General features: G+C 42.4%; 23 protein-coding genes and 1 riboswitch. Of the genes, 4 read left to right on the top strand and 19 right to left on the bottom strand.

The features are described 5' to 3' along the window. Positions 1 to 5 precede the first annotated feature (5 nt). Entirely contained in the window at positions 6 to 974 is a 969-nt protein-coding gene (locus ACSFXN_RS15955) for a substrate-binding domain-containing protein (RefSeq protein WP_437151075.1), read from the bottom strand. A 122-nt stretch (positions 975 to 1096) separates the two neighbouring features. Next, positions 1097 to 2086 carry a LacI family DNA-binding transcriptional regulator gene (locus ACSFXN_RS15950; protein WP_437151074.1) on the bottom strand — a complete coding sequence of 330 codons (990 nt, stop codon included), beginning with the start codon at positions 2084 to 2086 and terminating at the stop codon, positions 1097 to 1099. Between the two features lie 201 nt (positions 2087 to 2287). Here ACSFXN_RS15950 and ACSFXN_RS15945 point away from each other — a divergent pair, with 201 nt between their 5' ends. Continuing rightward, complete coding sequence (locus ACSFXN_RS15945) at positions 2288 to 3256, top strand: sugar phosphate isomerase/epimerase family protein (protein ID WP_437151072.1); 969 nt, start codon at positions 2288 to 2290, stop codon at positions 3254 to 3256. Between the two features lie 107 nt (positions 3257 to 3363). On the opposite strand, the gene ACSFXN_RS15940 is transcribed toward ACSFXN_RS15945, so the two are convergent. The 11 genes from ACSFXN_RS15940 to ACSFXN_RS15890 all read right to left on the bottom strand — a co-directional run bounded on the left by ACSFXN_RS15940 (position 3364) and on the right by ACSFXN_RS15890 (position 14237). Next, positions 3364 to 4158, bottom strand: a complete 795-nt coding sequence (locus ACSFXN_RS15940; RefSeq protein ID WP_437151071.1) for a sugar phosphate isomerase/epimerase family protein — start codon at positions 4156 to 4158, stop codon at positions 3364 to 3366. 24 nt (positions 4159 to 4182) lie between these two features. Further along, positions 4183 to 5277, bottom strand: coding sequence for a zinc-dependent alcohol dehydrogenase (locus ACSFXN_RS15935; RefSeq protein WP_300991738.1), 1095 nt, complete (start codon positions 5275 to 5277; stop codon positions 4183 to 4185). Between the two features lie 25 nt (positions 5278 to 5302). Beyond that, the gene (locus ACSFXN_RS15930; protein WP_437151164.1) at positions 5303 to 6151 is read right to left on the bottom strand and encodes a carbohydrate ABC transporter permease; all 849 of its coding nucleotides are present in this window, start codon (positions 6149 to 6151) and stop codon (positions 5303 to 5305) included. After that, positions 6144 to 7025 carry a carbohydrate ABC transporter permease gene (locus tag ACSFXN_RS15925; protein WP_437151070.1) on the bottom strand — a complete coding sequence of 294 codons (882 nt, stop codon included), beginning with the start codon at positions 7023 to 7025 and terminating at the stop codon, positions 6144 to 6146. Before ACSFXN_RS15925 ends, ACSFXN_RS15930 begins: the two co-directional genes overlap by 8 nt. A gap of 119 nt (positions 7026 to 7144) precedes the next feature. Continuing rightward, complete coding sequence (locus ACSFXN_RS15920) at positions 7145 to 8437, bottom strand: ABC transporter substrate-binding protein (protein WP_437151069.1); 1293 nt, start codon at positions 8435 to 8437, stop codon at positions 7145 to 7147. Positions 8438 to 8448: 11 nt separating this feature from the next. After that, a complete protein-coding gene (locus ACSFXN_RS15915) occupies positions 8449 to 10134 on the bottom strand; it encodes a sugar phosphorylase (protein WP_437151068.1) in 1686 nt (561 codons plus the stop codon). A gap of 366 nt (positions 10135 to 10500) precedes the next feature. Further along, positions 10501 to 11301: an SDR family NAD(P)-dependent oxidoreductase gene (locus ACSFXN_RS15910; RefSeq protein WP_437151067.1), complete on the bottom strand. Its 801-nt coding sequence runs from the start codon at positions 11299 to 11301 to the stop codon at positions 10501 to 10503. A gap of 361 nt (positions 11302 to 11662) precedes the next feature. Beyond that, on the bottom strand, positions 11663 to 12163 hold the full coding sequence (locus ACSFXN_RS15905) for an SRPBCC domain-containing protein (protein WP_437151066.1): 501 nt from the start codon (positions 12161 to 12163) through the stop codon (positions 11663 to 11665). Between the two features lie 52 nt (positions 12164 to 12215). Beyond that, a complete protein-coding gene (locus ACSFXN_RS15900; RefSeq protein ID WP_437151065.1) occupies positions 12216 to 12548 on the bottom strand; it encodes an ArsR/SmtB family transcription factor in 333 nt (110 codons plus the stop codon). A 145-nt stretch (positions 12549 to 12693) separates the two neighbouring features. Beyond that, positions 12694 to 13554, bottom strand: coding sequence for a PPK2 family polyphosphate kinase (locus ACSFXN_RS15895; protein ID WP_437151063.1), 861 nt, complete (start codon positions 13552 to 13554; stop codon positions 12694 to 12696). A gap of 233 nt (positions 13555 to 13787) precedes the next feature. After that, positions 13788 to 14237, bottom strand: a complete 450-nt coding sequence (locus ACSFXN_RS15890) for a putative immunity protein (RefSeq protein ID WP_437151062.1) — start codon at positions 14235 to 14237, stop codon at positions 13788 to 13790. A gap of 254 nt (positions 14238 to 14491) precedes the next feature. On the opposite strand from ACSFXN_RS15890, the gene ACSFXN_RS15885 reads away from it, so the two are divergent. Both ACSFXN_RS15885 and ACSFXN_RS15880 read left to right on the top strand, forming a co-directional pair. After that, entirely contained in the window at positions 14492 to 15403 is a 912-nt protein-coding gene (locus ACSFXN_RS15885) for a DMT family transporter (protein WP_437151061.1), read from the top strand. Between the two features lie 76 nt (positions 15404 to 15479). Beyond that, complete coding sequence (locus ACSFXN_RS15880; RefSeq protein ID WP_437151060.1) at positions 15480 to 15611, top strand: hypothetical protein; 132 nt, start codon at positions 15480 to 15482, stop codon at positions 15609 to 15611. A gap of 238 nt (positions 15612 to 15849) precedes the next feature. Here ACSFXN_RS15880 and ACSFXN_RS15875 read toward each other — a convergent pair whose 3' ends face one another. Then, positions 15850 to 16689 (bottom strand): 5'-methylthioadenosine/S-adenosylhomocysteine nucleosidase, encoded by an 840-nt coding sequence (locus ACSFXN_RS15875; RefSeq protein WP_437151163.1) that lies wholly within the window; start codon positions 16687 to 16689, stop codon positions 15850 to 15852. A gap of 160 nt (positions 16690 to 16849) precedes the next feature. After that, positions 16850 to 16952, bottom strand: a riboswitch (purine riboswitch). A 283-nt stretch (positions 16953 to 17235) separates the two neighbouring features. Here ACSFXN_RS15875 and ACSFXN_RS15870 point away from each other — a divergent pair. Then, a complete protein-coding gene (locus tag ACSFXN_RS15870) occupies positions 17236 to 17385 on the top strand; it encodes a hypothetical protein (protein ID WP_437151059.1) in 150 nt (49 codons plus the stop codon). A gap of 41 nt (positions 17386 to 17426) precedes the next feature. On the opposite strand, the gene ACSFXN_RS15865 is transcribed toward ACSFXN_RS15870, so the two are convergent. The 5 genes from ACSFXN_RS15865 to ACSFXN_RS15845 form a co-directional block, all read right to left on the bottom strand. Further along, positions 17427 to 17825 carry an RDD family protein gene (locus ACSFXN_RS15865; RefSeq protein WP_437151058.1) on the bottom strand — a complete coding sequence of 133 codons (399 nt, stop codon included), beginning with the start codon at positions 17823 to 17825 and terminating at the stop codon, positions 17427 to 17429. 98 nt (positions 17826 to 17923) lie between these two features. Then, a complete protein-coding gene (locus ACSFXN_RS15860) occupies positions 17924 to 18670 on the bottom strand; it encodes a phosphatase PAP2 family protein (protein WP_437151057.1) in 747 nt (248 codons plus the stop codon). A 113-nt stretch (positions 18671 to 18783) separates the two neighbouring features. Continuing rightward, entirely contained in the window at positions 18784 to 19245 is a 462-nt protein-coding gene (locus ACSFXN_RS15855; RefSeq protein ID WP_437151056.1) for an SRPBCC family protein, read from the bottom strand. 104 nt (positions 19246 to 19349) lie between these two features. Continuing rightward, entirely contained in the window at positions 19350 to 19826 is a 477-nt protein-coding gene (locus tag ACSFXN_RS15850; protein ID WP_437151055.1) for an NUDIX hydrolase, read from the bottom strand. 112 nt (positions 19827 to 19938) lie between these two features. Then, a complete protein-coding gene (locus tag ACSFXN_RS15845; RefSeq protein ID WP_437151054.1) occupies positions 19939 to 21207 on the bottom strand; it encodes a PTS ascorbate transporter subunit IIC in 1269 nt (422 codons plus the stop codon). Positions 21208 to 21233: the final 26 nt, after the last annotated feature.

Below are 21233 nucleotides of genomic sequence, written 5' to 3'. Positions count from 1 at the left end.
TTCCTTTAGAATTTAGATTCCGGATCGTAATATTCATCGACATTTTCTTTCGTTACTTGTGTTGCTTCTTTCACAACCATTTTTTCCGCCGGTTCCTCGCCTTGTGCTATATCTGCAGCAATTTTCACGGCATCTTCAACCATTTTCGGGGAATACAGGAATGTCGCTTTCATCAAACCGTCATTTTTCATATCTTCAAACACTTCTTTTGCACCGCCTGCACCTGTTACAAACTTGATATCGGTGCGCCCTGCTTCTTTGATCGCCTGTAATACACCTAATGCCATTCCGTCATCTTGTGTGAAAACTGCGTCAATCTGTGGATTAGCCTGTAAAATATTCTGCATCACTTCCAATGATTTTTCAGTCGAGAAGTCGCCGCTTTGTGAAGCGATGATTTCCATTCCTTCCTGGCTTGCCACTGCTTCTTGGAAGCCAGATCCACGCTGCTCAGTAACTGAACTTGGGGGTCCAGTAATTTCCACGATTTTTCCTTGGCCATTCAATTGTTCGATGAAATATTTTCCGGCATTGACGCCGATTCCTTCATTGTCGCCTTTTACTACCACTGTCGCCGCGTCGTTTTCAAGTTCCCGGTCAACAATGACCAGCGGAATGCCTGCATCTTTTATTTTTTGTCCGACTGGCGTTAAAGCAGCAGATTCAATCGGCAGCATGACAATCACATCAACATCTTGGGCGATTAAATCATCCACGTCGTTTGCTTGCTTGTTCGGATCTGCTGCATTAGTCATTACATAATCTATGCCTTCACTTTCTTTTAATGCCTGTGCTTGTTTTTCCGCACTGTCAATCAACGCTCCCATCCATCCGTGCGTTGCAGAAGGCAAAGATATGCCTATTGTCAGCGTGTCGTCTTCTGCTCCGCTTCCTCCTGAACCTGCTTCTTCATTTCCTCCGCAGCCCGCTAAACCAAGGACTGCAGCCAGCGATAAAATCAACAATTTTTTCATTCAATTCACCCCTTTATTTTTTTAAAACAGCTTTCCTTCGAATGTAAGCGGTCACATCCAAAACTAAGGCCAGCGCTCTATCATCAAGGTTCATTAATAACAGAGCGCCGGCCTTAGCTGCTTTATCCCGATGTCGATCCACGTATGACCAATTCATGCTCCAATATAATATTGTCCACTTTTTCTCCTTTAATCTTATCGATCACCATATCTGCTGCAATTGTGCCCATTTTATACATTGGCTGAGCGACAGTTGTCAATGTTGGATTTGTCATATTTGAAAAATCAATCTTGTCAAAGCCGACTACCGCAATATCATTCGGCACATGCAGACTTGAAGCATTTATCTCTTTTAACGCTCCGATTGCAAGCATATCGGATACCGCAAAAACAGCAGTCGGCCGATCCGCCAGCGCTAATATCTTCCTCATGGCTTGCTGTCCATGTTCAAAACTTAGTTCTGAGGTATAAATCATATAATCTTTGTTCAAGGAAATGCCGTTTTCCTGCAAAGCCCGTTGATATCCCATTTTCCGCTCTCTTGCGTACAGGAACTTTTCATCTGAATTTATGAGAGCGATTTTCTGATGGCCTATCTGAATCAAATGCTTTACTGCCCGATAAGAGGCTTCTTCGCTATTGATGGTTACATAAGGAATTCCAATACCACCTCCATATTCGCTGCATTGAATGATTGGATATGTTTCTGCCAATTGTTTTAATGTCTCGACATTGACAGCAGGATCCATCGAAATAATGCCATCTGCCATTTTCTTACGAACGAGATCAAAGTAAATATTCTCTTTTTCCGGATTTGAATCCGTTTCACACAGTAAAATGTTATAGCCTTGGCTAAGCGCCATGTTTTCAATGCCTTTAATGATTTCCAAGTAAAAAGGGTTCGATATATTTGGGATTAAAACCAACAAGATCCGGCTTTCAGAATTCCGGAGATTTCTTCCCAATATGCTTGGCTCATAATTCAATGTCTTTATGGCCTCTTCTACTTTGGATTTCGTTTTCGTCGAAACCGAATTTTGTCCATTTAAGACTCTTGAAACGGTTGCTACCGATACTCCTGCTTGTTTTGCTACCTGCTGGATATTTGCCATATTGTTTTTCCTACTTTCCACAATTCCCATACATAGTAAATGAAATCGATTACATTTCCATAGTAAATTGTTCAGAATTATCTGTCAATATATTTTTTAGTTAAATATTTTTGTTGATTTACTGCATGAATTTATATATGTTAATTATGTAACGGATTACATTTCTGTATTTTCTGACTTTTATAAAAGGAGGTTTTTTAATTGAAACTAGGGGTCTTTACTGTTTTATTCTCCGACAGAAATTTTGAAGATATGCTGAGTTATGTGTCAGCCAAAGGAATTGAAGCCATTGAACTCGGCACCGGCGGCTATCCTGGAGACGCCCATTGCAAAGTGGATGAATTGCTGGATGATGAGCAAAAATTGCAGCGCTTTAAGCAGCAAATCAGCGACTATGGCTTAATCATCAGTGCGTTAAGCTGCCACTCGAATCCGCTCCATCCGCAAAAACAAATTGCTGAACCGGCAAATGAATTATTGGTAAAGACATTGCAATTAGCTTCCAGATTGGATGTCCCGATAGTAAACACGTTTTCAGGTTGTCCAGGCGATCATGAGAATGCTCTTTATCCGAATTGGCCCGTTGCTGCCTGGCCACATGATTTTCAGGAAGTATTGAAATGGCAATGGGAAGAAAAACTGATTCCTTATTGGAAAGAGAAAAACGATCTGGCAGAATCGCTCAATGTAAAAATCGGTTTGGAACTCCACGGCGGATTTTCGGTACATACCCCCGCCACTTTGCTGCGGCTGCGTGAAGCCTGCGGTACTGCGATTGGAGCCAATTTAGATCCGAGCCATATGTGGTGGCAAGGCATTGATCCGGTCGAAGCCATCAAAATTCTCGGCCGCGATAACGCCATTCATCATTTTCATGCGAAAGACACCATCTTCGATCAGCAAAATGTGAATCGAAACGGCTTGACGGATATGACGGAATATTCGCAGATGCGTGACCGGGCATGGTATTTCAGAACCGTCGGCTTTGGGCACGACCAGAAAACCTGGGCAGACATCATCAGCGCACTGCGGCTTTACAATTACGACTATGTGGTCAGCATCGAACATGAAGATGGCTTAATGTCCATTGAAGAAGGATTTACAAAAGCCGTTGAGAACTTGAAGCCGGTTTTGGTCAAAGAGTCTGTTGCTCAGATGTGGTGGGCATAAAACAAAAAACGGCTTTGGCACAATCTGCGCCAAAGCCATTTTTTTGCTGCCTGCTTTTCTGCCGTATATATAACGATGCATGGATGCACTTGGAATATTTGCCTAAATCACCTAATCGATTCTCTCAGGTAGTGGAGTGAGTTGAGATAGGCTTGCTCAGGATTTGCGCCACGGACTCTGCATTCAAGCATTAACTCCCCTTGATAGCCATCCTTTTTCAATACTGAAAATAGCCGTTTAAAATCAATGGCTCCGCTGCCAGGCTGGAACCGCTGGTTGTCTGCCAAATGGATATGCCCGATCACGTCGCGGTGATCATGCAGCGTAGCAGCCGTATCGTCTTCTTCTATATTCATATGATAGAAGTCCGCAATGATTTTCACATATTCAAAGCTATTTTCTTCAATATAGCTTCTCGCTTCCGCAATCGTATTAATCATATGGTCCTGGTAGCGGTTCAGCGGCTCTAAAAATATCAGGGTTCCCGTTTCTTTGGCTGCATGGTTCAGATAAACCAAAGATGCTGTGACGGTTTCCCGATCGTTCTCTTTGCTGCGCGGAGAAATCATTGGCGGCAACCGGTAAGTGAACATCCCCCACGCAGCAGGTACGACAATGCCTTTCCCTCCTATCTGCTGCAGCGCTTTTAATATCCCCGTTATTTCCTTTAAGCCGTTAAGTCTCTTTTCTTCATTAAAATCACCGATCCATCCATCATATCCCCCGCAAGCAGTGGTTACATGGAGACCAGTATCCTGTTGTGCTCTTTTTATTTCTTCGATATTTCCCACCAGTAACTTACCGTCGATTTCATAACTGTCGAACCCCATCTGTTTAATATAGCGAAACTTTTCATTGATCGCTTCAGGAAAGAACGGCTGGTTTTGTGTACCGATTTTCATTGAAGTTTCCTCCTGTCAACGACCTTATGCTTCCGGCACTACTTTGAAGTTATGGAAAGATTCTTGTTTCAAATCAATCGCCATTTTAATGCTCAATTCGGGATGCTGATCGACAAAACGAATATACGCCTCTGCGCTATCCTGGAAAGGAATAATTGGGTCGATGATGTCTTCGCAATTAAGGTGGCCGGACATCAGCAATTCCCAGCACGTGTCTTCAATGCGTTTCCGGTTCCATCTAGGATAATCTGGATTCGGTTCACTGGCTGCTCTTGAAAATACGATTTTCGCATTATTGAAATGGGCTTCCCGGCCAAAATTTAATCCTTCCGGAAAAGTTTTGCCGAAAGCTACGTAGGAAATGATGCCGCCATAACCAATGCCTTTGAGTGCGCCTTGTAGCGCTGCTGCATTGCCGCTCGTTTCAATGATGGCATCTGCTCCCAGTTTATTCGTCAGCTTTTTAATTTCAAAGCCAGCATCCACCATTTGGGGATCTAAAGCTGCATCAGCACCATTGCGAAGAGCCACTTTTCGACGATGAGCAAGCGGATCAACAGCGATAACCAAAATAGCCCCTGCTCTCTTCGCTAATTGAACCGCAATCTGGCCAATGGCCCCGAGCCCGACAACCACGGCGTAGTCGCCGGCACGGACATGGGCATCGCGCACTCCGCTAAGCGCAAACTGGGCCGGGTCATAACAAATGGCATTCTGCCATTTGGCTCCTTCCGGCATTTTACGCAACCGCGGATTATTTATGCCATCGACAATTAAAGTTTCCATAATAGGGCCGTATGTACAAACCAAATCCCCAATTTCATATTTGGTGACATTTGGCCCTGTTTCAATAATACATCCGACAATCATATTTCCTAATGGAAATTCACCGAACACAATTCCTTTAGCGGAACCTTCTTTTCTTGGCATAAACATCCGCCATTCCTCTGAAAACTCTTCTTCCATGAAAGGCGACTGCCCTCTAAAATCAGCCACTTCTGTCCCATGCTTCGGGGAAGCAATCTCTACTGCAATTTTCACTTCATTAGGAAGAACCGGCCGATCCTCATAATCAATCAATGCAGCGACTCTTGGTTTGATTGCTACAAGCTTTTTCATCTGCACGTAACTCTCCTTTTATTTTTTAACCTTTAACCCCACCTTCAGTTGCTCCTCCTTTAATGAACCGCTCGGTGATCCCATACATGATGACAACAGGCAAAGCGGTAACAATGGAAGCTGCCATCATTCTGCCCCAAACATAATCCGGCGTACTGAACAAAGCATTTAACCCGATCGGAAGTGTGAAATTCTCTGAGCTCGACAGGAAAATGGAGGCGAATAAAAAGTCATTCCAGGCAATCATGAATGAATAGACAAAAACAGATATGATTCCTGAAATGGATAACGGGATAATAATGTAAAAGATAATCTGCACCCGGTTTAAGCCGTCAATCATCGCAGCTTCTTCCAAATCATCGGGTATCGTATCAAAATAACTCTTCAACATATATATGGCGGCTGGCAATGTCTGAACAATAAGCGTAATGACTAATGCGGTTCTTGTGTTGTATAATCCAAGGCTTGAAATGATTTTGAACAAAGGAACAACCAGCAAAAGACCGGAAAACATATAAACGACATAAAAACTTGAATTAATGGTAGTACGTCCAAAAAACTTTAGTTTCGACAAAGCGTAAGCGCCAAAAATAGAAAACAACACGGATATCGCTGCCACAATCAGAGAAACAATCAAACTATTATTGAAATAAGTGATATATGGAAAGAGAACCGGATTAAAAATATCCAGATAATGTTCGATTGTCCATTGTTTAGGGAGCAAAGTGGGCACTTGTGCAATCGCTTCAGCCGAGCTTTTCAAAGACACCATAAGCATGATGAAGAACGGGAAAAGGGACAATATTAAAACAATGGCCAATCCGATATAAAATACAACTTTCCTTGTCATTTTATCTTTCTTACTGCTAGCCATTGCCATCAGCATTCACCCGCTTTCTCATTAATAATATGACTGCGAACAAAATGATAAAGAGAATAACTGAAATTGAAGCGGCCTTTCCAAGATCGTTAAATGCAAATGCAGTTTCATACAAATAGATGCCCAGTGTATTAACTTGGTTGGTCAATAGGTAGACGTCTTCAAACATATAGAACATCCAGATTGCCCGGAGAGTGACGACAATGATCAAAACCGGCATAATAGCAGGCAGCGTCACAACTTTAAATTTCTCCCACGCTGAAGCTCCATCTATTTCAGCTGCTTCATACAAGGTGTTGTCAATGGTTTGCAAAATTGCTAAAAACGAAATGAATGCGTATGGAAAATACCTCCAAATGGCAAATATCACAACCAGTACAAAGCTGCTGGCTGGCCGGTCAAACCAAAGCGGTGCCTGATCGAATAGATGGAGAACATCCACTGTTAAATAATTCACAATTCCATAGTTATTGTTGAACATATATTTCCAGGCAAATACGAGAGAAATCGAAGGAGCTACATAAGAAGCAATGATCAAAGAACGCGATATCTTCCGGAATTTAAAGGGCCGGTTAAAGAAGATTGCGACAGCCAGTCCAACTACCGTACTGCCTACTACTGTCAGTAATGTATATAAAAAAGTAATTCCCAGTGATTTTAGAAAGACCTCGTCTGTCAAAATTTGTTTGTAGTTTTCAAAACCGATGAAAGTTGGATCCAGGTTTGGATTAATGGATTGCTCAAAAAAACTGATTTGTATATTAGAGAGCATCGGATAAGCGACAAGCAATAAAATTAAGAAAATGCTTGGAAAAAGCAGAACGGCTGCAAGTTTTGTATCGGTTTTTCTTTTAGCCTTTCTTTTCATAGTTTCCCTCCATTTCCGGCGTCTTCTAAATCAGCCTAAGCAAGTCTTTCAGAATCAATCCATTCAACTCTTATGCCACAATAAGCAGGGGATTGCTCGAAGGCATCCCCTGCTTTCTCTTATTTCAAAATGCCTTCTAAAGAAGTTTCAGCATTTGCAATGGCGTCGTCGACATTTTGATTGCCAACAGTAACACCATTCACCATTTTCGGAATCTCACCCGAACTTGTAATATCCCCCATCTTCAAAAAGTTTTTTCCATCAACCAGCCCAAAAATTTGAATATCATTGAAAGAAGACGCAATTTCAGTTGAAAGGTCGCCAAATGCATTGACCACTTCATTCGCTTGATAGTCTTCATTTTCAGTAACCAAATCGCTGACCGGCTGTGCTCCTCCCGGGGACATTAAAACCCAGTCTGTCATATTTTCCGGCTGTGCCATGAAAGCGAGGAATTTTTGTGCTGCTTCTTTTTGTGCGTCTTCTAAACCTGATGTAACAGTTAATGCCGAAGCGGATCCATAAACGGCTTTCGTTTCATTTTCCGGAATCGCAAATCCGATATTTTCCGCTTTTCCTTGTTCAAAAACTCCTGGCAGAATATAAGTAGAGTAAATCGCCATCGGGACCGATTCGTTCATGAAAGCATCGTTCACTTCAGTTGTGTCATTCGAACCCGGCATTGTATATTGAGCCAAGTCTTTGTAATATTGCAGCGCTTCTTTCATTTCCGGTGTATTCAATGTTAGTTCTCCCTCTCCATTCAACACATTGGCATTGTTTGACAAGGCAAACTGAGAGAATACTTGCTCGGAGAATCCGCCTTCTACAGTCGGTATGGCGATTCCATATTTCTTGTTTGCTGCATCAGTAAAGGCCTCTGCCACTTCCATGACTTCCTGCCAATTTTCCGGTTCTTCAAATCCTTTGGATTCAAGCATCTGCTTGTTATACCAAATTCCTTGGACCCATCCACTGACTGGCAAACCGGTATAACTTTTACCGTCTTCAGTGGCAAGCAGCTTCAATGCCCCTTCATAAAAATTATCTTCACCCGCCTCTTCAATAACAGATTGGACGACTTCTCTATCAATCAACTGATCCTTGTCCATTACCTTTGCGTAGTCTTGTCCTACTTCTACAATTTCCGGCAATTGGCCAGCGCTGGCTAACGTTACAATTTTCGTATTATAAGCATCTTCTTCTACTGGTACTTGCTCTATAACAATATCCGGGTTTTCTTTCTGGAACCGTTCAATCAATTCAGTAATGACAGCCAAACGCTCTTGCTCTACAGATGAATGCATAAATTCAATCGTAGCACTTTCCGCATCGCCCGCTTCCTCACCGCCGCAGGCAGCCAAAAGGCCAGTCAGTAAGATTGCAAAAAACAGTAAGTATTTTCGATTCATTTTCTCTCCTCCTAATCGATTGGTTTTAACCAGAAAAATTGATACGGCTCCAGTTCAACTCCTTCTTCAAATTCCATATTTTGTTGCGTGAGTATATTGCAGTAATGCCCAACTACCGGCAAAACAATTGATTGATTTGCCAGGTTGTGCAGAAGCAGAATTTGTTCTTTGTTTTCATTGATTCGGTAAAAAGCAAAAATTGATTCCCCGTAATCCAGCACTTTCATTGCGGCATTCGGGTGAAAAAGTGGTTCGGCTTTCCTTATTCCAATCATTTTAATCATTTCTTGAAAAACTTGATTTGTTATGGTTCCGGTTTGATGAAGCTCCTGCTCTATGTCACCCAACCAGTATTTCTCGCGATTGATGGAACGGGCTGCACCTGTCTTTTTCACTCCATCATAGTCATTGCGTGACCCTAGTATACTTTGAATATAAATGGCAGGAATTCCGGGCAATCCGAGTAAAATTGAATGCGCAGCCAAAAAACGTTTAATGCGAAGCGCTTCTTCATCGCTTTTTCTACTCAATGCATCAAAATAAGTAGCATTAATTTCATAGGGGACATCTTTTCCGTCTTCGTTTTTCTTATACGAAATTAAAGCCCCTTCTTTTTTCAATGCCTCTGCCATCTTAATGATTTTATTTTCGGGAATAATTCCGCGGATCGGATTTAAGCCGATTCCATCATGAGAAGCCAAAAAGTTGTAGAAAGCCGTTTCTTTGCCCATATGTGGAAAGCTTTTCGCCCACTTGCTCAAAGCACTTGCATCCCCATAATGGATAGAGTATAAAATCAAAGGCGGCAAAGGGAATTGATAAACCAAATGGGCTTCGTCATGGCCATTTCCAAAATAGGAAATATTGTCTTCATGAGGCACATTTGTTTCCGTAATCAGCAGCGTTCCTTTTGCCGCTTCGTCTACTACTTCTCTGAACAATTTTATGATGTTATGTGCCTTTTCAAGATGAATTGATGAAGTCCCAATTTCTTTCCAGATAAAACCGACAGCATCTAACCGGATATATTCTGCCCCTTGTTCTATATAAAAGAGAAGGACATCGATTATTTCTGCCAGGACGGCAGGGTTGGAAAAATTCAAGTCGATCTGGTCTTCGCTGAACGTCGTCCAAATATGTTTTTCTTCCCTTGTCGATAAAGTAAATTTGGTCAATAGCGGATGCGTCCTTGGGCGTGTCACTCCACTTAAATCCACTGTTGGATCCACTTCTATAAAATAGTCCCGGTAGACAGGATTTCCTTTCAAATACCCCTGAAACCATTCGCTTTTTGCAGACACATGGTTGCATACCAAATCGACCATAAGGCGGGCCGACGCAGAGAGTTGCTGGATATCTTCCCAGTTTCCCATTACAGGACTTACTTCTTTATAGTCAATAACAGAAAAACCATCATCTGAAGAGTAGGGATAAAACGGAAGAATATGGACGATTTCAAATACAGTGGAAAAATAATGGTCATATATCTTTTTTAAAGTCTGTAAGGCTGGCTGCTGCTGTTCTTTAAATTGGTCACCATACGTGATTAAGACAACATCTTTTTCATCCCAATACTGTTTCCTCATTTTCAAAGGCTTCTGCTTGGTCTGATGAATGGCTTTCATTATATAGGAATAAGTAATTTCAACATTCTGATTATTATAGATAGAAAAAAGCCGTTCTCTTATACGTTCCATGGGTACCTCCAATTCTGAAGTACTTGTGACCCAAAAAAGGATACCTTTATTAAATTCGCATTCAGCTTAATATTACTTCTGCTTTTGGTTAAAACATATAATAGATAGCACTTTCTGTCAAATTGATTTTAGAATTTTCTGTGAAATATTAAGTGGCTGCCAATAAATTTAAGAGCCCTTTTTACTATTCGGAAAGAGTCCTAAGTCTGAGAGATCATATTTAACACTGCACAGTCAGAACTGCCAATAAGGAGCAAGGCGGACGGCAAAGGAGCAGCTTCTTTTCCATATCAAAATTCAAGAAGCTGCACCGTCTACTAAATATTATTTCCCTATCATCTGTTGGCCAAAATTCCTGGAAATTCGTCACCTCATAAAGTTTCCGCCTGAAATTTTCATTGCTTCGCCTACAATATTGCGGGCAGCGTCCGTCAGCAAGAAAGCGATCATGTTCGCCACTTCTTCTGTTGTTGATATACGGCCCGATGGAATAGCGGCAGCTGCTTCGTCCATTCCTTCCTCAAAAGAAACACCTTTCTTTTCCGCTTTCTTCCTGATGCTGTTCCAGGCCATTTCCGTGTTTACATATCCAGGGCATACCGCATTGACCCGGATATTATGTTCAATTGCTTCCAATGCCATCGATTGCGTCCAGCCGATGACTGCAAATTTGCTGGCGGCATAAGCCGTATTTCCATGCGTCCCCCTCAGCCCTGACAGCGAAGACAAATTGACGATATCGCCTTCTTTCTTCTCCAGCATTCTGCTATACACCAGCTGAGTTAAAAAGAGCGTGGATTTGAAATTCACATTCATGACTCGTTCAACCGTAGCCTCATCCAGTTCCTCTACTACCCCGCCACCGCCAATGCCGGCAGAATTGACAAGTCCATTTATAAATCCAAGTGCTTTATCAGCGCTTAACACAAGTTCTTCCCGTTCTTTTTCAACTGTAAGGTCCGCAGTTTTAACGAAGACATTTTCCTCTCCAACAACCGAAATCAGCTGCTGTTTCAACTCATTCAGCTTCTCTTCGTTTCTGCCCGTAATGGTCAGCCTTGCTCCCATTCCAGCTAGCACCTTTGCAGTTTCGTAGCCGATGCCTCCAGTGGCACCCGTAATTAGAACATGTTTATGTTTTAATGCCTCACTCGAAAAAATAGACATGAACATTCCTCCGTTTGTTTCGTTTTGCGATGAATGTTCATCTTTTCCCTTTCTGCAGCGCTAATCAAACATAATGTGCCGGAATGGAAAGCTTTCAAAAACAGAATGCAATGAAGAAAGCGGTCTTTAGAATAGAAAAATTGTTTAACAAACAGGTAAATCAGGAAAAGAGACATTAACATAAAAGAAGGTGGGATCAATATGCGTATGTCATGTATGGGGAGCATTCTTATTTCGATTATTATCTCAATAATTTTGACCATCCTTATTAATTTAATTTTCCTTTAAAATAGACAAAACAGCCGGCTTTGAAATGTTCATTTCAAAACCGGCTGTTTTACTGCATTGCTTAATTTTATTATTACATCTGATTTAAATACTGTTCCAGACGGTCAAAGGTTTCTGTCATGCCTTCCACTGCGCCCATATCCATTACTTGTTTCAAATCTTCTTCGGTTTCAAATAATGTCCGGCTGATAACCCGTGTTCCATTGCCTTCTTCCACAAACTCAACCGTGATTTTCATGATCGGAAAACCTTCAGCATTATTTCCCTTTTCATCGGAAAAAATATCCTCATAGATGAGCCGCTCTGGTTTTTCCACTTCCTGATAGACGCTTTTTCCCCATGCTTCTTCTCCTCCTGCTGAACGCATGCAATAATGCCAAATCCCTCCCGGCCGGACATCCATTTGATAAGTAGTCGTTGTCCAGCCGACCGGCCCCCACCAATTTTTAACGTGTTCAGGTTCAGTATGCATCGTAAAAACAAGCTCTCGCGGGGCCATGAAAAACCGTTCCATTACCATTTCCAGTCCTTCAACTCTTGTAAAGGCATCATTTGATCCTTTGTTGACTGACATTGGAACTCCTCCTTATGATTTGTTTAATCTTTTTGGCTCTAGTTCCCGGCAATTACAGCTTTTCTTCCTCCTCTCCTTTTTTCTGGACTTCTTTTAAATAATCATCCAATCGATCGAAGCGGTCTTCCCAAAGATGGCGGTACGTATCCGTCCATTCCTGCAATTCCTGAAACGGCTGCGGATTCAATTGATAGACACGCCGGTTTGCGATCGGATGGACAACCACGATGCCAGCCTCGCTGAGCACGCGCAGATGCTTTGATACCTGCGGCTGCCGGAGTCCAAGTTTCTCAGCAATTTCTCCGACGGTAAGCGGACCTTGTTTCAATAGTTCGACGATGTTCCAACGGTTCGGTTCTGCCAGTGAATTCAATAGTGTTTTCATAACCCTATTATACTTCTAGAGGAATATTCCTGCAAAGGAATAGAGTCTAATTATTCAATCTTTTTCATTATTTTAAGGCTTTTATCTAAAAAAAGAAACCGCTTTAGCCGTATATGTAACTGCTAAAGCGGTGAATTTTTCGCACTTATTCATTTTCCAATGCCGCTATCGCTTCTTCCAGCTTTTTCTTTTCCTCGCCAGAAATTGCCGGATATTGCGGATTGATTTTTTCAAGCATTTCGACCATTACTTCTGAAATGATATAGCGTGAATACCATTCGTTATCTGCCGGCAGAATGTACCATGGCGCATACTCAGTAGAAGTATAATTGATAATGTCTTCAAAGATGTCCTGATATCCTTCCCAATGCTGACGCTCTTTTACATCGTTAAACGAGAATTCCCAATTTTTATCTGGATTTTTCATCCGTTCAAGCAATCTTTTTTTCTGCTCTTCCTTCGACATATTAAAGAAGAATTTCACAACAGAAAAACCATTTTCCACTAAGTATCTTTCGAATTCATTGATTTGGCGATAGCGTCCCCTCCAAATATTTTCATGGATCAATTCGTTCGGAAGCGGCGTTTCCTCCAGCAAATCGTGAACTCTTGGAGCAATTACTTCTTCATAATAAGAACGGTTAAATATGCCGATTTCTCCTCTTGCGGGCAAGCCTTTATGGAATCTCCAGAGGTAATCATGTTTCAGCTCTTCTTCTGTCGGTTTTTTAAAAGAAGTCGTTCTTAGGCCCTGTGCGGACAAATTCGAAAAAATATAACTGATCGCTTCGTCTTTTCCTGCGGCGTCCATTGCCTGCAAAGCAACAACAATGCCTTTTTCCTCCTCTGCACGCAGCTTCGTGTATAGCTCTCTTAATTTCTCAACGCTTTCAGGAATCAGCTGCTCACGCAACTCCTCTTCGGATGGACATTCTTTTTCATTAGAATGGTAATTTGATAATTCGACTTGCTCATCTTGTTTTATTAAATATTTGCTTGTGTCCATATTTCTCCTCCTTTGTTTTATTTTCGGGATAACTCTATGATGCAAAGCTTAGCTGCCAAAGATTGAAGACTCAAGCACAGTATGCTGTTTTTCTTTAAAATACCCGCCTTCGAAAGCCACAAACAGCTTGTAACACGATAAGGATGGCAGGTTTAAAAATTTTGCACGAACTATAAAAAGAACGGCATCCTTCATTGCGCTTCTGAAGGATGCCGTTCTTTGGAATTTTAATTTTAAGGACGTACCAATTCCTTAAGGCGTTCATATTGCCAATTTCTTTCTTCCGCAATTGCCGCTTCTTCAAAATTTGTTTCAAAAGCTACAGCTTTGACTGCATATGTTGAAGCATGAATGGCATGGCCAATCATATGAGGAGTGGAACTGGCTTGTCCCGCTGCTCGGGCAGCAGCTATTGCCGCTTCACCGATTGCTTCTCGCGCTGCCGCATGCGCAGGAAACGCTGCTTTTCGGGCATCGCCTACCCGGATTTCGCCTCTAGCCCATCGCCTGGAAGCTTCAATGGCTCTTTTTAACCGTTCGTCTTGCGGACGCTGCTGTTCGTAATAGGAAAGCACACGTTCGGCACAATCCGATGCCCAGTTCGCAGCCGTTTGATGATTGGTCTTTTCCAATAATTCATCGATGAATTTTTTGGTCTCTGTATCTGTAAATTCTTTTGTCATCGATTCCCATCCCCTTTGGCATATCTCTCAATTCCCTTTAAAGTATAGAGGAAAAGGCAGGATAAAAAAATAGAACTATTGGAATATATTACTGGTGAAGGTGATTTTTTACGGGAAACTTCATTTGAAATGAAAGACATTCGGTCAGATTGAGACTATAATAAAAGCTATTGTTTTTAAATAGTCGGCTGTTTTTCTTATGCAGTTGGGAAAGCTGAATAAGTAGCCACCTAATAATCAATGGAGGAATTTTCTTGAATACAAAAGCTTTTTCTTTGGCCTTATTCACAGTTTTAATATGGGGTTCATCTTTTGCGGCCATTCGCGTCAGCCTCCAAGAGGGATATGGTGCTGGTCAATTAGTGCTCGTACGTTTTGTAATTGCCTCAGCGTTATTTCTTGTCTATGCCTTGTGGCCAGGAACAAAATTCCGGCTGCCGCGTAAAGGCGATATTGTCAGCATTCTAACACTGGGCTGGATTGGCATCAGCGTATACCACCTTTGTGTCACGTTCGGAATGGAAACAATATCAGCAGGTACAGCCGGCATGCTGATCGGTTCGGGTCCTATTTTCACTGCATTGATTGCAGTTATTGTTTTAAAAGAACGTTTGACTCCGCTTGGCTGGCTTGGCCTCGGCATCGGATTTATCGGAATTGTGCTGATCGCTTTTGGAGCTGCCGGAGCTTCGTTGACACTTAACAAGGGCGCGCTGCTCGTCTTGATCGCCGCTTTTGCCACGTCCGTATTCTTCGTTTTCCAAAAGAATCTATTGACTCGCTATACAGCTATTGAGTTGACTGCCTATTTTACGTGGGCTGGGACTTTGCCGTTCTTTATTTTTTCACCGGGAATCTTCACAACGCTGCAAAACGCTTCACTGGAAGCTCATTTATCAACATTGTATGTCGGTATTTTTCCGGCTGCCATCGCTTACGTAACTTGGTCAATGGCTTTGTCTTTGAGCAACGCCAGTTCCGTTGCAAGCATGATTTACCTGGAGCCTGCAGTCGCAATACTTGTAGCTTGGATATGGCTGCATGAACTTCCAACTTCCCTATCATTGATTGGCGGAGTCATCGCGATTTCCGGTGTGCTGATTGTCAATGTGCTAAGCAGAAAGAGCCAGCGTACGCATTCAAGCCGCACAGTTGAATCTTCATAAGAATATTAAATAGAAAGCCATAGCTAGGGACGTAGTCTTTCGCTTTTTGTTAATAATTTAAATGGAGGGATAGAGAATGGCAGACAATCAAACAGAAATCGAACATAGCTTACCGCACGGAATAGGGAAACCTGCAACACGTGCCTTTTTGCTAGCCGGTTTTGCGCGTTTGGAGCAATTCACCACTGTTTCAGAAAAGATATTTTAAAGCTGCACGGCGTCGGCCCGAAAGCAGCCGGCATTATACGCGAGGCACTGGCTGAAAAAGGGCTTTCCTTTTCTTCCAAAAATACTAACTGAAAAAGCCTTCCAATGGATACTCATCCTTGGAAGGCTTTTGCCTTTATTTATGGTACTCTATTAGGCTCTTAGAGTGATAGGTAAATCATGTTGCAAATGGAACCGAAAGGACAGTAACCGTAACAATTAGCCATGGAATGTGAGTATTATTTGTTCGAGAGAACGGAGATGTATTCTTTCACAACTTCATAAACATAATCCTGATTAGCTGCAGCTGTATCCGGATTGTAGGCCCCGTTGTTTGTTTTGTTATTCGATAAAACCCGGATTCCGAGAAACGGAATGTCATATGCTGCAGAAATTTGGGCAGCAGCTGCAGTTTCCATTTCTTCTACAGAAGTGCCATATTTCTCATGAATCCAGTTGATGCGGTCCACTTCATTGTTCCAAAAATCAGCAGAACCGATTGTGCCTTCTACAACTTTTCCTTTTGTATACGTATCTTTCACTGCATTGGCTGCAGCCAATAATCCTTCGTCACCTTCGTAGTAACGGATATTTTCAGCATCTGGATCTTCTCCTGCACTGCCTTCTGATGCCATCAAGTCCATAGGCTTCCATTCCGTCGGCTCAATGCCTTGGCCTTTTGCCAACTCACCTGTTTTCAAAGCCCCTATATTTACAGAACGCTCACCGAGGACAATATCAAAGACGTTTAATGCCGGATCGTGTCCACCTGATGTTCCTTGGTTGATGATTGCAGCTGGATTGTACTTTTCGATTGCCATAGCTGTAGCGGCACCTGTGTTTGCAAAACCTTTTCCTGTCTTCGTTACAATTACCGGATAATCTTCCACTGTACCGATGTAAAATTCAAAAGTGGACCCCGATTCTTCTACTTTCACATTTTCCAGCCGTTCCGCAAATTTTTCCGCTTCAATCGGCATCGGGCCTTGGATTAAAATAGGGCGCTGTGGCTTTTCTTTTGCTTCAGTTTCGGCAGTTGTATTGCATCCTGCAAGAACCAGCAATACGGCCATGATCATGGCTAAAATCTGATGGGCTTTTACTTTTTTCACGCTGTCTTCCTCCTAGTTGTCAATTACTCTCGTGTCTGGACCAATAGAAAAAGGCCGAAACAGGCTGCATATGCTCTACCTTCCGGACCCGCAAAGTCAAAGTATAATGGCTTGGTAACCCGAAGGAATGCCAACTACTTCAACTCGTAGTCCAGTTCATTTTTGGGAACTTGGTAGAAACGCTCAGACCATATTACCGAGCATATACGAGAATTATTATGTATTTTAATACTTTGTTAATATAGCAGTAAGAGAAGATGTGGTCAACCTAAATACGAACTATTAATAATAATTAACTAATTATCGTTCGTCTTTTAATCTTTTATCCTGTGTTTTTAATTCTTTTTTTCATTTTAATCAGCTAATTCCTTCTTCCCGCTTACTTTAGCCGATATTCCCAGAACATCTTCTGACCCTCTATTTTGGCTGGCACAGTTTGATTTTTCTTATTGTTATAAGAGCTGAAAGCTGACGTGAGTCTGTTAATAAAATTATTCTTTAGGAGGTATGGCAATGATTGATGAATTACTGCAGAACAAAGCCGCTCCTGTTTATTTCGTTTACTTGACGAACGGGGCAAATTCATACCCGGAACGCGACTTCCAGGTTGTTGCCGCCCGCCGAACCGATGACTTGTCTCTGCAAATAAAAAAATGCCGCTGATTTTGATAAATCTCAAAATCAGAGGCAAAACCGTTCAATGTTCAAATAGACTGTCGTACCTTGACCACAGTATGGGCATAGACATCATGCGGAAGTTTCGCACCTTCCAGTTTTTCAAAGCCTTCACGATTTTTGATCAAATCGATCGGGCTTTTGATATCCCGATAAAGAAAACGCTTGGCGATTTGTTTGCCGCTCGGTTTATGGCCATCTTCACTTTCCAGTATCAGCCCTTGTGCTTTGTATCCGAGCGTCTGACCAGATCTGGCTAATTGCGCATACTCCAGTCCCCAAACCACAAGCGTCGGCACTACTACAGAGTATACAGGATTGCTTTTAATTTTCTTTGGCACCGCGGCTTCCAGAGCAGCTAGCGCTGCAGTCGCCGCAATAAAATCGATAAACATTGCTTTAGAACGTTTTTTTGATAAAGCTTTCATCCAACTCCTCCTTTGTAATCTCTTGCTACATTAAGAGTAGAGGAAGCAATGACTCTTTACAACAAAAAAGACGAGTGCCGGAACCTCTCCCTTTTTTCTCATTTATTCGCAGCAACCCTCTTTCTAACTGCCTTTAATATGGATCCCAGCATATTACGGATGGCGTGCACTGGCCGCACGCTGCTTTTGCTTTGCCACTGAATCCACTCCAGCGCAATCAAACACAGGATCAGCCAAATGGCGCCTGCTATAAAACCGGCCAGCACGTCGCTCGGAAAATGTGCCCCCAGGTAAACCCGGCTCATGCCGATCAACAATACCAAAATAGCCATTAAAAAGACGGACATCCGTTTGAAGAGAGTGGTTCCATTGCCGCGCATTACCAGATACATGATAAATCCGTAAAAAATAAGGGAGCCCATGGAATGGCCGCTTGGAAAACTAAAGCCAACTGCATCAATCTCGGGATTGATGGAAGGACGCCCTCTCTCGTAAAGCTCTTTAAGCATAGTGGTTAATAAACCACCGATTCCGACTGCCACCAGAAAAAAAAGGATGCCCCATTTATCTTTATACTTAACCCACAGGACCAAAACCGTTACTGCCGACAAAGTCGTCAAAAACCACACCGACCCCATCTCGGTAATAAAAATCATCGCATTGTCTAAAATAGGATGATCAATCGCTTTAAAATAACCGATAATCGCTCCGTCGAATCTTCTCATTTCATTTTCCATAACTTCTTCAGCCAATTCTGTAAATATGACAAGGAACAGAGCCGCAATCCCAAGACCGAGACCCAGCAGCAAGACGGTGATGCCGACTTTTGTATTCTCTTTGATCATTTAATCGCCTCGCCTACTTCCTAAATTGTTAAACATATACCTAACCCCCGGATTTTATTCGTTGAAAAGGAAACAGCCGCCCCTCAAACTTACTGGCAGGAGCAGCTGATAGTTTATAAAGCTGTCGTCTTTGATGATTCGCAAACATCTTTCAAATTTTTCAATGATTGGTCCATGGCATTACTCATCAGCTTTTTAATAATCAGCTTATCAGCCATTTTCATCAATAAACTATGCGGGACTTCGTATTCTTCAAAATAGTCGACTCTCGTCCCGTTTCCTTCAGGCGTATAAGTCCAGTTTTGAAGGGAATCAATTGAACCTTTAACCATGCCTTTCCAGGTATATCCGTTGCCGTTCTGTGAGTTTTCCGTGACGGCAACAATAACAGGCAGCTGCATTCCAAGAATGTTGAAGTCCAAATCCATGGTAGTTCCTGTTTCGCCTTGCCCTTTTAAATTGCGTGGTTCAGACAAACCCACATACCACTGATACCACCGGGTTGGATCTGCTGCATATTGATAAACTTCATCAATCGGACGCTCAATCAAGATGCTTTTTTCAACAGTCACCATAAATTCTTCCTCCTTCTAAAAGTATGATTTGGTTAAATCGTAAACTTAATCCAAAGGAATGTACAAGAAATACCTCTCAATAAAAGTTTTTTTAGTGCCGTTTATTATTTCTTATGCTCCTCAACTGAATAATGCTTATCCAGAAATTCTTTCACAATCACCCGGTGGCTGCCAATCATCTTTTTCGGCAATTGATCTGGAAAAAAGAACTCAAAACTCACCGATTCCGATTCTTCAATTACCAATTCGCCTTCATAGCCTTCTGAATAATACGCTATGGTAACGAGATAAAATTCGTCCCCGTTTTCAGCCACAACAAAATGATCCGGACCGGAGTAGACATTGATGAGGTGCAGTCCGTTGACTGTCAATCCCGTCTCTTCCAGAACTTCTCGACGTGCTGCCTGTTCAGTCGATTCACCCAGTTCCATCAATCCGCCAGGCAGCCCCCAAGTCCCTTCTGGAAATCTCCGTTCCTGCAGCAGCATTCTTCCCTTATCATCCGTAATGACCGTCACAGCCCCTGTAAATATCACCGGCCGTCGCCCGATCATTTCTCTCAATTCCTCGACGTAGCCCATTCTAAAACTCCTTTTCAGTAAATCTCTTTATTTTATTATACCCAAATAGCCCGCTGCCACTCATAATAAAAACCACCACCTTCAAAAACGAAGTTGGTGGTTTTTTGTGAAATTAAGAGAGTCCTAAAAAATTCATAATGCTGAGAATCATTATCCCAATAACGCCAAAATCAGAATCTCCGAATGTTGTTCCTTCGAAGCCGATGTCTCCCATTAATACCAGCAGGATTGCTGGGATAAAACTGATCAAGAGCCCATTCGCAAAGGCCCCGGCCATAGCGCCTCGTCGGCCGCCTGTGATATTTCCGAACACACCCGCAGCGGCACCCGTGAAGAAATGCGGAACGAGTCCCGGAACAATCACACTCAGACTAAGCGAAGGAAGAACGAACATCGCCAAAAGACCGGCTAAGAAACTGAATAGGAATCCGATGATTACAGCGTTTGGAGCAAATGGGAAAATTGTCGGGCAATCTAATGCCGGTTTGGTATTCGGCACTAGTTTATCGGCAATTCCTTGGAATGCTGGAACGATTTCAGCGATTAGCATCCGTACTCCAGCAAGAATTATGTATACACCTGCAGCAAATGTAATGGCCTGAATGAAAGAAAATACAATGAAATTGGAACCGCCGGAAAGATTGGTTTCAATATATTCCTGTCCGGCAAATAATGCCACGATTACAAAGAACACTGTCATCGTCAAAGATACCGCAACCGATGTATCCCGTAAAAACCCTAATGATTTCGGCACTTTGATTTGCTCGGTCGTCTTTTCCTTATTGCCTACCCATTTTCCGACTGTTGCAGAAATGAAGTAGCCGACAGATCCAAAATGGCCGATGGCAAAATCATCGCTTCCTGTGATTTGGCGTACGAATGGCTGCAGCAAGGCAGGAAACAGAACCATACACGCCCCCAGCAAAACGGATCCGACTGCAATAAGCGGTATGCCGGATAATCCACCGATTGACAAGGTAACAGCCAATAAGCAAGCCATAAACAGCGTATGGTGGCCTGTCAGGAAAATATACTTAAATGGCGTGATACGAGCCAAAATAATATTGAAGATCATCCCAAAAACCATGATCATAGCAGTTGATGTTCCATAGCTGCCTTGGGCTGTCGCTACGATGGCTTCGTTATTTGGAATAACTCCCTGCACATTAAAGGCATGGTCGAACATTTTGCCGAATATATCAAGTGCCCCGATTAATACTGCCGCCCCTGCGCCAATAATGATAAAACCCATCACTGTTTTTAACGTTCCGGAGACTACGTCCGCACTGGACTTCTTTTGCAACAGCAGCCCGACGAGCGCAAACAGCCCGACGAGAATGGAAGGTGTCCCTAAAATGTCTGTCATAATTAGCTCAAGCATTGATTCTCATCCCTTTGAAATGAATT

Origin of the sequence: Planococcus sp. 1R117A (assembly GCF_051417975.1) — a bacterium.
In the GTDB taxonomy this organism is placed as follows: Bacteria; Bacillota; Bacilli; order Bacillales_A; family Planococcaceae; genus Planococcus; species Planococcus shenhongbingii.
Note: the sequence above shows the minus strand (reverse complement) of the source record. Positions and strands in the feature narration are given on the sequence as shown.

Bases quoted from the DNA above. Each gene is read 5' to 3' on its own strand.
- ACSFXN_RS15875 (WP_437151163.1), bottom strand. From the start codon at position 16,689: ATGATCATGGCCGTATTGCTGGTTCTTGCAGGATGCAATACAACTGCC.
- ACSFXN_RS15910 (WP_437151067.1), bottom strand. From the start codon at position 11,301: ATGTCTATTTTTTCGAGTGAGGCATTAAAACATAAACATGTTCTAATT.
- ACSFXN_RS15915 (WP_437151068.1), bottom strand. From the start codon at position 10,134: ATGGAACGTATAAGAGAACGGCTTTTTTCTATCTATAATAATCAGAAT.
- ACSFXN_RS15935 (WP_300991738.1), bottom strand. From the start codon at position 5,277: ATGAAAAAGCTTGTAGCAATCAAACCAAGAGTCGCTGCATTGATTGAT.
- ACSFXN_RS15940 (WP_437151071.1), bottom strand. From the start codon at position 4,158: ATGAAAATCGGTACACAAAACCAGCCGTTCTTTCCTGAAGCGATCAAT.
- ACSFXN_RS15955 (WP_437151075.1), bottom strand. From the start codon at position 974: ATGAAAAAATTGTTGATTTTATCGCTGGCTGCAGTCCTTGGTTTAGCG.
- ACSFXN_RS15845 (WP_437151054.1), bottom strand. From the start codon at position 21,207: ATGCTTGAGCTAATTATGACAGACATTTTAGGGACACCTTCCATTCTC.
- ACSFXN_RS15950 (WP_437151074.1), bottom strand. From the start codon at position 2,086: ATGGCAAATATCCAGCAGGTAGCAAAACAAGCAGGAGTATCGGTAGCA.
- ACSFXN_RS15905 (WP_437151066.1), bottom strand. From the start codon at position 12,163: ATGTCAGTCAACAAAGGATCAAATGATGCCTTTACAAGAGTTGAAGGA.
- ACSFXN_RS15855 (WP_437151056.1), bottom strand. From the start codon at position 19,245: ATGGTGACTGTTGAAAAAAGCATCTTGATTGAGCGTCCGATTGATGAA.
- ACSFXN_RS15920 (WP_437151069.1), bottom strand. From the start codon at position 8,437: ATGAATCGAAAATACTTACTGTTTTTTGCAATCTTACTGACTGGCCTT.
- ACSFXN_RS15850 (WP_437151055.1), bottom strand. From the start codon at position 19,826: ATGGGCTACGTCGAGGAATTGAGAGAAATGATCGGGCGACGGCCGGTG.
- ACSFXN_RS15870 (WP_437151059.1), top strand. From the start codon at position 17,236: ATGATTGATGAATTACTGCAGAACAAAGCCGCTCCTGTTTATTTCGTT.
- ACSFXN_RS15860 (WP_437151057.1), bottom strand. From the start codon at position 18,670: ATGATCAAAGAGAATACAAAAGTCGGCATCACCGTCTTGCTGCTGGGT.
- ACSFXN_RS15930 (WP_437151164.1), bottom strand. From the start codon at position 6,151: ATGGCTAGCAGTAAGAAAGATAAAATGACAAGGAAAGTTGTATTTTAT.
- ACSFXN_RS15890 (WP_437151062.1), bottom strand. From the start codon at position 14,237: ATGACAAAAGAATTTACAGATACAGAGACCAAAAAATTCATCGATGAA.
- ACSFXN_RS15895 (WP_437151063.1), bottom strand. From the start codon at position 13,554: ATGGACACAAGCAAATATTTAATAAAACAAGATGAGCAAGTCGAATTA.
- ACSFXN_RS15900 (WP_437151065.1), bottom strand. From the start codon at position 12,548: ATGAAAACACTATTGAATTCACTGGCAGAACCGAACCGTTGGAACATC.
- ACSFXN_RS15865 (WP_437151058.1), bottom strand. From the start codon at position 17,825: ATGAAAGCTTTATCAAAAAAACGTTCTAAAGCAATGTTTATCGATTTT.
- ACSFXN_RS15880 (WP_437151060.1), top strand. From the start codon at position 15,480: ATGGCAGACAATCAAACAGAAATCGAACATAGCTTACCGCACGGAATA.
- ACSFXN_RS15925 (WP_437151070.1), bottom strand. From the start codon at position 7,025: ATGAAAAGAAAGGCTAAAAGAAAAACCGATACAAAACTTGCAGCCGTT.